The organism is Streptomyces cacaoi, assembly GCF_006539165.1.
In the GTDB taxonomy this organism is placed as follows: Bacteria; Actinomycetota; Actinomycetes; order Streptomycetales; family Streptomycetaceae; genus Streptomyces; species Streptomyces cacaoi.
Map to the genome: position 1 here is coordinate 1 of NZ_BJMM01000117.1, position 2,448 is coordinate 2,448.

Annotated in this window: 1 protein-coding gene; it reads left to right on the plus strand. The window is 73.5% G+C overall.

Annotated elements, in window-relative coordinates:
* The coding region (locus SCA03_RS34255) for a type I polyketide synthase (RefSeq protein WP_141275876.1) at nucleotides 1–2,448 on the plus strand (2,448 nt) is incomplete at both ends.

The following is a 2,448-nucleotide window of genomic DNA, read 5'->3' on the forward strand; positions in this document are numbered from 1 at the left end:
CGGTCGAAACCGGGGCCGCCGGCTCCGTCGCGGTCGTCATGGCGGAGGGCAGGCAGGGTGTCGAGGCGCTGACAGCGGAGGCGCCGGAGAACGTGGCCGTTCCCGTCGGTTCCTTCGGGGCCGCCGACGAGGACGTCCACGTGGCGGCTTCCCGCGCGTTGGAGCTGGTGCAGTCGTGGGTGTCGGATGAGCGGTGGGCCGGGTCGCGACTGGTCTTCGTGACGCGGGGCGCGACGTCGGGCGAGGACCTGGCGGGCGCGGCCGTATGGGGCCTGGTGCGTTCCGCGCAGCTGGAACACCCGGGACGGTTCGCCCTCGTGGACCTGGAGCCGCACCTGGAGCCGCAGCAGGAGACGAACCCCGACGCGGACCCGGAGTCGCGCGCGAGCGCGGAGAGCACAGGGATCGAAGAGCTGCTGGGCCGGGCTCTGGTCGCGGATGAGCCGCAGGTGCGGGTGCGTGCCGGTCGGGTCCATGTGCCGCGGCTGGTGCGGGTGTCGGCCGGTGAGTCTGCGGGGCCGGTGTGGTCGTCGCGGGGGCGGGTGCTGGTCACGGGTGGTACCGGTGGGCTGGGCCGTGTGGTGGCCCGTCATCTGGTGGCGGAGCACGGCGTCCGGGATCTGTTGCTGGTCAGCCGGAGTGGTCCGGCGGCTGAGGGTGCGGCGGAGTTGGTGTCGGAGCTGTCGGAGGGGTTCGGGGCGTCCGTCGCGGTGGAGGCGTGCGATGTCGCGGATGCGGCGGCGGTCGCCGAACTGGTCGGGCGGTATGGGGACATCACGGCTGTCGTGCACACCGCGGGTGTGCTGGATGACGGGGTGATCGAGTCGCTGGATGCCGAGCGGTTGGCGGCTGTGTTGCGGCCGAAGGTGGATGCTGCCTGGAATCTGCATGAGGCGACGCGGCATCTGGAGCTGGAGGCGTTCGTCACCTTCTCCTCGGTGGCGGGTGTCTTCGGCAGTGCGGGGCAGGCCAACTACGCGGCGGGCAACGCCTTCCTGGACGCTTTGGCGTTGCGGCGGCGTGCCGCCGGGCTGCCGGGCACCTCGCTCGCCTGGGGACCCTGGACGCAGGAGTCCGGCATGACCGGCGGCCTCTCGGAGGCAGAAACCGAGCGGATCGCCCGCTCCGGCATGCCCGCGCTCTCCCCGGAGGAGGGCGTGGCGCTGTTCGACGCCGCTCTCGGGACCGGCGTGCCGGCACTGCTGCCCCTCCGGCTGGACTTCGCCGCGCTGCGTGCGCTGGGGGAGGTCCCTGTGCTGCTGCGTGGTCTGGTGCGGCCTCGGCTCCGGCGGTCCTCCGGCGTGGCCGGTGCCGCGGCGAAGGCCACCGGGCTGCTCCGGCGGCTGGCCGAGATGGGCGTCGCCGAACGCCGGGAGGCGCTGCTCGACCTGGTGCGTACCCGGATCGCCATCGTCCTCGCGCACGCCGGTGCCGAGACGGTGGATCCCGGGCGCACCTTCCAGGACCTCGGGTTCGACTCGCTGACCGCCATCGAGTTCCGCAACGGGCTGGGGAAGGCGACAGGTCTGCGGCTTCCGGCGACCGCCGTCTTCGACCATCCGACGGCCGAGGCCATGGTGGACCATCTGTACGCCGAGCTGTTCGACGGCGGGACGGTGGCGGACGGCGTCGTCGGCACGCCCGTGGGGGCACCGGATGTCGCCGACGACCCCGTGGTGATCGTCGGCATGAGCTGCCGCTACCCGGGCGGGGCCGCCTCGCCGGAGGAGCTGTGGCGGCTGGTGTCCGCAGGGGGCGACGCCGTCACCGGGCTGCCCACCGACCGCGGTTGGGACCTGGCGGCGCTCGCCGGCGACGCCGGCTCGGCAGGCATCGCCACGCGGGCCGGCGGATTCCTGCACGACGCCGCCGAGTTCGACCCCGACTTCTTCGGCATGAGCCCCCGCGAGGCGCTGACCACCGACACCCAGCAGCGGCTGTTGCTGGAGACGACATGGGAGGCGTTGGAGCGGTCCGGTATCGACCCGGTGTCGCTGCGCGGCAGCAGCACGGGCGTCTTCGCCGGGGTCATGTACAACGACTACGCCAACCTGCTCGACGGGCCCGAGTTCGAGGGGCAGCAGGCGAGCGGCAGCGCGGGCAGCGTGGCCTCGGGCCGGGTGTCCTACACGTTCGGTTTCGAGGGTCCGGCCGTCACCGTCGACACCGCCTGCTCCTCTTCGCTGGTCGCGCTGCATCTGGCCGCTCAGGCGCTGCGCTCGGGCGAGTGCTCCCTGGCGCTCGCCGGCGGCGTCACCGTCATGTCGACGCCGGTGACGTTCGTCGAGTTCTCCCGCCAGGGCGGGCTCGCCGCCGACGGGCGGTGCAAGGCGTTCGCGGACGCGGCCGACGGTGTCGGCTGGGCCGAGGGCGCCGGGCTGCTGGTGCTGGAGCGGCTGTCGGACGCGCGGCGTCATGGGCACGAGGTGCTGGCGGTGCTGCGGGGCT